We start from the raw sequence: 7,824 nt of genomic DNA on the forward strand, positions 1-7,824 counted from the left end.
CTCATGGCGGTGGCCGTCATAGCAATGAAAGCCGCACATGCGGATGCCCTCAAAGGGATTCCATTTACGGTAAAGAGCCGCTGCCTTCTCCAGGGCCACTCCTGTCCGATGCTGTCCCATGTCCACATCCATCAAAAGCCTCACCGTCATATGATTTTCCCCTGCAAGGCTGCCGAGCTTCTCTACCTGCTCCGAGTCATCCCCCATGGCATAGAGGGACACCTCTGGATAATCCCGGCAGATATGAAGAAAGCGTTCCATGTTGGGCCCTATGAGCGGGTATGCCATAAGGGCGGCCTCCGCCCCGGCCCTGACTGCCATTTCCAGCTCTGCAATGGTAGCGCACTTAAAGCGTTTGATTCCCGCCGCAAGAAGCATTTTGACAACCTTTTCCATCTTATAGGTCTTGACATGGGGCCAAAGGCGGTCCGCTCCCCCCGCCAGCTTTTTCATAAGGTCGATATTCTGTGCAATGATCTCTGGATAATAAATCAGCTGGGGAGAACATATCTCATCCTGCCCCGCAAAGCAATAAGGATTTTCAGTCATCATATTCCACCAGCATTTCAATTTCAACAGGTATATTCCCAGGACAGGAATTGGTTCCCATAGCCGTTCTGGCCGGAAGTCCCTTCTCCTCTCCAAACAAGGAAAGGAGCAGATTGGAACCGCCGTTGATCACCTGGGGATGGCTTGTGAACTCTTCCGTACAGTTTACAAAGCCAAGCACCTTAACGCAGCGTTTGATACGGTTTAAGTCTCCCAGCTTATCCTGAAGATTAGCCAGCAGGTTTAACATACAGTTATAGGCCGCCTGCTGCCCCTGTTCCAGGGTCAGATCCCTGCCCACCTTTCCAAGCAGGTGTTTTCCGTCCCCAATGTCATTTCCACAGCCGGAGCAGTATAGGAGATGGTCGCCAAATTCCATTACCGGCGTATAGACGCCGCCCTTTGGCGGGGGCGCTGGAAGCGTGATCCCCATTTCCTTCATTTTTTCATACACATCCGCCATTTTCCTTTCCTCCTTCATCGCCTTACACGCAGATTCTTTCCGCTTCTGCTTCCCGTAAGCACATCCTGCTTTACCGCAATTTCTCCATTTACAATACAATAATCCAATCCCTGTGCATAGACGGCCGGCTCCGCATAGGTGGCCCGATCCTTAAATTGCTTGGGATCGAAAACCAAAACGTCCGCCGCCGCGCCCACGAGCAGCCTTCCCCTGTCCTTAAGTCCCATTCTGTCCGCAGGCTGGCTGGTCATTTTTCGGAGAGCCTCCTCCAGAGTCAAGATTTTTCTCTCCCCCACATACTCCCGGATCACCTTGGGAAATGCGCCGTACATGCGGGGATGGGGCGTATCCGTATCCGCATAAATGGCATCGGAGATAATATTGGAATAGGGAAGGCGCGCCACCGTATCAATATCTTCCTGACACATGGACATGTTGATGATCGCCGTCTTTCCCTTCTCAGAGTGCATCAGATGAGCAGCCAGCGCCTCCGCGTCCGCAAATCCGTATTCCCTGGCTGCATCCGTCATCAGCTTTCCTCTGAATTTTTCATTTTCAGGAAGAGTAGTGCCGCTGATGAGAATGCGGTTCCACCCCAAAGTCACACAGAAATTATCCCAGTCCGGATAAAGCACTCTGCTGGCTTTCCGAAACTCCTCCACTCCCTCCCTTGTGCCAAGCCGCTCCAGGGCATCCTCCAGATTTCCCCTGACAAAGACAGGGGGAAGCATGGTGGTGAGCGCCGTGCTGCCTCCATCATAGGGATAAAAATCGCAGGTCACGTCCATGCCCTGGTTTCTAGCCCTCTCTATTTCCGCAATGGCGCGATGGATGTCCTTCCTCCAGTTGCTTACTCCACAGCTCTTGAAATGGCTGATTTCAAGGGCGCAGCCCACACGGCGGGCAATCTCGATCACCTCCCGCACGCTTTCCACCATACTGTCCCCTTCTCCCCGGATATGGGTTGTAATCACCCGGCCATAACGCCCCACAGGCTCTAAAATAGAGACAAACTCCTCCGTGGAGGAATAGCATTCCGGGAGGTACATAATCCCCAGGGAAATGCCGGGGGCTCCCTGGGAAAGCGCATCCTCGACCAGCGCCCTGGCGGCTTCCAGCTCGTCTTTTGTATAAGGGGTGTCGGAAAAGCCCTTCACACAGATTTTTACAGTGCCGGTTCCTGCCATGGCTGAAATATTAAGCGGCAGCTCCTCCTCATCCAGCCGCTGCATATACTCTCCGAAGGTCACCGGGCCATCCAGTCCCACAGGCCCCATAACAGGCTCCTCAAAGGCATAATATTGGGCTGCCCTCTCTTCCTCCCTGGGCCTGGGCGTCAGGCTGATGCCGCAGTTGCCGCAGACCGCCGTGGTGATTCCCTGGCGCAGCTCCGTCTGCCCAAAGGCTTTGTCAAACAGCACCTTTGCGTCATGATGCCTGTGAATATCCACAAACCCTGGACATACAATTTTTCCCCGGGCATCGATGACTACATCTGCTTCTTCCCCAGCGCAGTCTCCGATTTTTACAATTTTATCCTCCTGCAGCACAACATCCGCATTTCTGCCTGGATTCCCCAGTCCATCAAAAAGAAGTCCCCCCTGGATTTTTATTCTGCTCAAACAGCTTCATCCTCTCTTTTGTTTTTTATCTCTCCTGGCCCTGCCCTCTTGTCCCTCTCTCATATTGTATCACCCAAACCTCTGCAAGGCAAAGCATTCAGACAGCTCTTGCCGCCCATAAAATAATATTGGACAAAAGCTTTGGATACCCTTCCCATGCCAGCACCTCAAGAGGCGCCCAGTCAGGAGCGCAGTCCGAGGTAAAGGCAAAGCTCCTGCCTTTCCCAAAGTCTCTGCCTGCAAGAAAAGGGTCCCCGTAAAAGGAAGCAAACAAAACTGCGTCCTCCTTTAAGATTGTTTTGTTATAGCCGTTAAAGGCCGGGCAGCTTTCCATGAAAACGCCATCAAAAAGAAAGCTCCCATCCTCCTTATTTACAACAGGAAACACACCCTCCGGGCATTCCACTCTGTCGTCATAGTTGAGCACCTGGACTGGGAGAGCCTCTGCAAGAGGCGTCATGCCATATCTTGCCTGGTTTCCGATTCCGGAAAATCCAAAGTATCCCCCTATCATCACCAGTCCGCCGCCGTCCTTTACATACTTGGAAAGCTCTGCCAGCCGGTTAGGGCTTCGTTTCCCTCCCTCTTCCCGTTTTTGGGTGAGCATGGTATCGCTTCCCACATCGCTTAAGATAACCACGTCATAGTCCGCAAATTCCTCCCGGCCAACCGGGCATTTCTCCGGAATATCATGTGTGAGGATCAGTGTCACCTCAAAGCCTTCCCCCTCCAAAATGCGGACGATTTCCGTGCCAAAGTGCCCATACTGGGGCAGAGTCACATAATTTCTCCCTCTCACATAGGTATGTGTGGCGCTGTAGCTCTCCCCCAGCAGTAAAATTCTGCATTTTTTCATCAAAGCCTCTCCTGTTCGATAAACGCCTTCAGCTCGTCCCTGACAAACTCCATCATAGCCATTTCCTTTTCATAATAAGGCACATCACAGTCCCGGTAAACGTCGATCATTTCCTCCACATAGACAAGTCCCTTTTTGGGATCCATATCCTTAGGGGTGCTTCCCGCCATACGCTCAAAGTTTTTATAATAAATCTTTTCCAGAACCTTTTCGGGAAGGTCAAGCCCTCTTACCTGGAAGCCATAGCCCTCAAAGCAGTCCGCCGTCTGCAAAAACCGGTGCTGCACCGAAGCGTTCAGCTCCAAAAGATCGTATTTTGCCTGGGCGTCCTGGCTTCCGCCCCATCCGTTGTCCGTGCCGTAAAGAATGCGGTCCTGGTATTTGATAAAGAAATCCCGCCATTCATCCGGTCTCTTGGAAAAATTCTCATACATTTCCCTGCCCGGCGTCAGATCCAGCCTTACGCAGGGATGCTCCTCCAAAAGCCTCTCTGCCCGTTTGGGCTGATCCGATAGAAAATAAAAATGGGCAAGGGATACGTTTAACTTAGGATGCCTGTCCAATACCTTCTCTACATCCGCATAAAAATCCTCCAGCGGCGGGAATGTGCCGTCGCCGCAAAACCAGCCTCTCTCAAGAGCCATCTTTGTCACTCTGTTGATATCCCAGTAGGTTTCCGGGTCTCCCATGTGAAGCAGCACCGGAGCCCCGCATTCCTCCATAAAGCTCCACATACCCTCATAGGCCTTTGAGGACAGCACAGGTCCGCCCAGCTGCTTGTATACCATGGGCTTTAGCTCCACCATCTTGATGCCGTCAAACCCCATATCCAGATACTGTCTTGCCTGCTTTTCAATATCCTTGTGCGTTTTCCCCCTGGGCATATAATAGTCAAAGCCCGCATAAGAGAAAAATTTCCCCGGATAAAGGGTCTTTAAGAGAATGGCCTGCTGGTTCTGGCTGATGTATTCCTCTCCCCACTGGGGAATCATAACCACATTCATAGCCGACAGCTTCCCCATCTCCAACATTTTCTGGTATGTTTCATAAAAGGCAAGCCCCTCGCCGAAGCCGCCCACCATATGATGATGCGAATCTACTATTTTCCCGCGATATTTCATCTCTTCCTCCACTTATAGCTACGTCTCATGAATCATTATCTGCCAGTATATTCGTCAGCTGCCCCTCCAGCGCAAGAAAGGCCGCTCCGATCATCTCGGAATGCTCATTGACAAACCTGGTCAGCTTTACCGGAAACAGCTGCAGATGAGACAAATATTCCTTTATCCTCTCAAGCAGTCCGTCGCCCAGCTCCTTTACAAGCTCCCCGCCCAGCACAACATTTTCAATGTCCATCACATTACAGATATTGGCAGCCATAAGGCTGATATACCTTGCCACATAGTCGATGCGTCCTGTCTGTGTGTCCGCGCTGTTTTTTATGTTGGCCTGGGAAAGCTGTTCTTCCATCCATCCCGGCTTTTTTAAGTCCACCAAAAAATCCGGGTCAAATACCATATGGGCGATCTCACCGGTGTAAAAATGCTTTCCCGTGCGGAGCGTTCCGTCCAAAATAATGCCCGCACCGGTTCCCTCTCCCACATAGATGTAAACCAGGTCCTCCTTTTTCATTTTTCGAAGGACATATTCACCTATGGCAGCCGCATTCACATCGTTAAACAGGTAAACCGGAAGCTTTATTTTTTCGGAAAGTATCCGCACACTTTCGGCCGCATCCCTTTCCATAACCACCTCTGAAAAGCCTCCCAGAGAAACCTGGCAGCGCTCCGTGTCCACAGAGCCCTCCATACAGATTCCAACGCTTCTGACGCTTTCTCTGGGAACCTGTGCAATCAGCTCCTTTATCATCTCGGGGAAATCCGTTTCCATCATATCGTCAAAGGATTTTCGCACATCCCGCTCCAGACACTTCTTTTCTTCCCCGTAATAATTTACCAAAGAGACCACTGCGTGATGTCCGTCAAAGGAAATGCCTATTCCCAAAAGGGCGTCCGGCTCAAACCGAAGCACCTGGGGCCGTCTCCCCCGGGCCGTGATCTCACAGCCCACCGGGGAGACGATTTTCTGCTCCTGCAGAAAATTGGTGATCTTAAGTATGGTGGGCATACTGCTTTTGGTCTGCTCTGAGATTTCCGCCCGTGTGATCTCCCTCTGCTGGGTCACCAGCTCAAAAACGGTTTTCCTGTTTAATTCTTTCATGCTTTCCTGTACATAAGGCATACTTTTCTCCCCTTTTCATATCAGCATAGGTTTGAAGTCTGTTACCATTTCATCCACTTATCACCATATTATACCATATATGAAAAGTATCTGTAAAACAGCTCTCACATCAGATCTGCCGCAATCCACAGCCATCTTGTGGGCGGCGTGGTCCACACCTCCCTGTAGGTTGCAATATTGGCAGGCGGCCAATAGGGCTCATCCAGATTCGCCTTTGTCTCCACTCCCACAGTGAGCTCTCCCACGGTTTCTCCCAAAAGGGCCGTATACATCTGTCCATAGCGATCCCCCTCGCCGTAGATCAGGGACTGTCCAAAAGGATTTTTACCCAGAGTCCAGTACAGCTGCTCTCTTCCGATCTGCAGAAGCGCATCGTCATTAAAGTACCGTCCCATAATGGTAGCGGATTTTCCCATGGATAAAAGCACACCGGAATTGCCTCTGAAAGAAAACCACACCGGAAAGGCCTTCATATAACAATCCTTGCCCAGAGGAATTCCGTTCTTAAGCTGCTCCACATAGTTGTCGATTTCCTCCTCATACACCACCCGGTCCTCATGGACACGGCGGAAGGCCTCCTTATCATAAATCTCCCTCATCTCATAAATTCCCGCCGGGATCATACCGTAGGGCGCGTTGTACTGCATCAGTTCCTTCAGATACCCACTGTATAAATGCAGCGCCTTCTCCCAGTCCGCCTTGCGGGAATCCTCAGGAAGCGCCTCACAGGCGGCCACCAAAGCCTCTGCGTACAGATGCTCTCTGCACTGATGGGAGGAGTGCATAATCTGGGAGTGAGCCTCGTCCCGGTAAAAGAAGCCCTTCATGGGAAGCTCTCCCTCTCCCGTCTCCTGACATAAAAGCAGTGCGTCCGCAAACTCATGGATTCTCTCAACGTAGCGTTCCTCTCCAGTGTATTGATACAGAAGGGACGCCGCCCAAAGAGCCGCCGCATAATATTGGGACAAGGCCGAGCCGTGGGCATGCTCCATCATCTGATAGGTTTCCACTCCTGTGGTGGAAAAACGCGCATAGGCAAAGTCAAAATCCTCCTTTGCCGCATCCAGGCACTTCCATGCCAGGGGCTGGTCAAATTCCTGAAAGCCCTGATACATATCGGCCTCACAGGCTGCCATGGCAAAATTCACAAAGGAATTGTTGGACACCCGGGCCTCCACATCGTCGAAGCTGCCGATCTGATTGTCGGTCCAGCGGCGCATTCCGGCTCCGGTAATCCGATAGCCGTCGCCAAAGCGAGTGCGCAGCACCAGATCAAGTCCCCACTGGGCTTCCTCCAAAAGCCGTGCGGCCAGAATGGGATTTTCCTCCTTCACGGTCTGTGCTACGCTCATCAGGGCGTGGGCGGTTTCGCAGGTCTGCAGGGATTCCTGGCTTACGTCCGCAGCATCATGCCAGCCTCCCGCATACACCATGGTCACATCCCGATGGCGGCCGATCACATCCTGATGACAGGTTCCATGCTTCCCGGGCACAGGGCAGCCGCAGCGCTCCCCAAACAAGAAATTCATCAGCTTCCATACGGTGGATTCCAAAATATCCCTGGCAATGCAGAATGTTCCGCTCTCAAAGCCTCCCATGACGATCCTGTAGCTTCCCTCTGTTTTCAATGGGCTGAAATCCAGCACCTGAAACTCTCCGTGAAATACCTTGACCGTCTCCACCGGCCCGGAAAATACCTGGGCTCCCGTTTGGGCATCCACAATGGAAAACTCCTTTGCCCCAGTGTTTGCCACCGCAGTCTTTGTGCCCTCCACAAGGTATCCTGTGGTGGAGTACACAGCCGTTTCCTCCTTGCACTGCCATCCGCTCACCACGTTGGGCTCCACTCTCTGCAGGCGGATATCGCACAGCTCATAGTCCAGCTCGTCCCCGCTTGAAACCTCTTTTCCGTAACGATGGATGATAAAGGATACCTCCTCAATTTTGTCATGGGCGATGGAGTCAATTTCCCAGGTACAGGTATTCCACTGGAAATTCTTGAGGTTTATGGCGTTCCAACCCTCTCTTGAATAGACGTCCGGTATCTTTACTTCACCATTGCTGATAAAGGCTGCACGCACAGTAGGGTTGTG

7 protein-coding genes are annotated in these 7,824 nt (G+C 51.8%); all 7 read right to left on the bottom strand.

The features are described from left to right. Nucleotides 1–552, bottom strand: a 552-nt coding sequence (locus tag AC1WIP_RS08140; protein WP_481141378.1) for an alanine racemase, incomplete at its 3' end; no start/stop codon positions are given. Next, nucleotides 542–1,012 (bottom strand): RidA family protein, encoded by a 471-nt coding sequence (locus tag AC1WIP_RS08145; protein ID WP_481141379.1) that lies wholly within the window; start codon nucleotides 1,010–1,012, stop codon nucleotides 542–544. The genes AC1WIP_RS08145 and AC1WIP_RS08140, both read right to left, overlap by 11 nt. A 14-nt stretch (nucleotides 1,013–1,026) precedes the next feature. Further along, nucleotides 1,027–2,634, bottom strand: a complete 1,608-nt coding sequence (locus AC1WIP_RS08150) for an N-acyl-D-amino-acid deacylase family protein (RefSeq protein ID WP_481141380.1) — start codon at nucleotides 2,632–2,634, stop codon at nucleotides 1,027–1,029. Nucleotides 2,635–2,731: 97 nt separating this feature from the next. Further along, nucleotides 2,732–3,490: a glutamine amidotransferase gene (locus AC1WIP_RS08155; protein ID WP_481141381.1), complete on the bottom strand. Its 759-nt coding sequence runs from the start codon at nucleotides 3,488–3,490 to the stop codon at nucleotides 2,732–2,734. After that, nucleotides 3,490–4,611, bottom strand: a complete 1,122-nt coding sequence (locus tag AC1WIP_RS08160) for an amidohydrolase family protein (protein ID WP_481141382.1) — start codon at nucleotides 4,609–4,611, stop codon at nucleotides 3,490–3,492. Before AC1WIP_RS08160 ends, AC1WIP_RS08155 begins: the two co-directional genes overlap by 1 nt. A 25-nt stretch (nucleotides 4,612–4,636) precedes the next feature. Beyond that, nucleotides 4,637–5,731, bottom strand: coding sequence for an ROK family protein (locus tag AC1WIP_RS08165; RefSeq protein WP_481141383.1), 1,095 nt, complete (start codon nucleotides 5,729–5,731; stop codon nucleotides 4,637–4,639). A 104-nt stretch (nucleotides 5,732–5,835) separates the two neighbouring features. Beyond that, a partial coding sequence (locus AC1WIP_RS08170; RefSeq protein WP_481141384.1) for a glycoside hydrolase family 9 protein occupies nucleotides 5,836–7,824 on the bottom strand: 1,989 nt, incomplete at its 5' end.

The organism is Acetatifactor sp. (assembly GCF_982438285.1).

Coding starts and splice junctions, on each gene's coding strand:
- AC1WIP_RS08145 (WP_481141379.1), bottom strand. CDS start 1,012: ATGGCGGATGTGTATGAAAAAATGAAGGAAATGGGGATCACGCTTCCA.
- AC1WIP_RS08155 (WP_481141381.1), bottom strand. CDS start 3,490: ATGAAAAAATGCAGAATTTTACTGCTGGGGGAGAGCTACAGCGCCACA.
- AC1WIP_RS08160 (WP_481141382.1), bottom strand. CDS start 4,611: ATGAAATATCGCGGGAAAATAGTAGATTCGCATCATCATATGGTGGGC.
- AC1WIP_RS08165 (WP_481141383.1), bottom strand. CDS start 5,731: ATGCCTTATGTACAGGAAAGCATGAAAGAATTAAACAGGAAAACCGTT.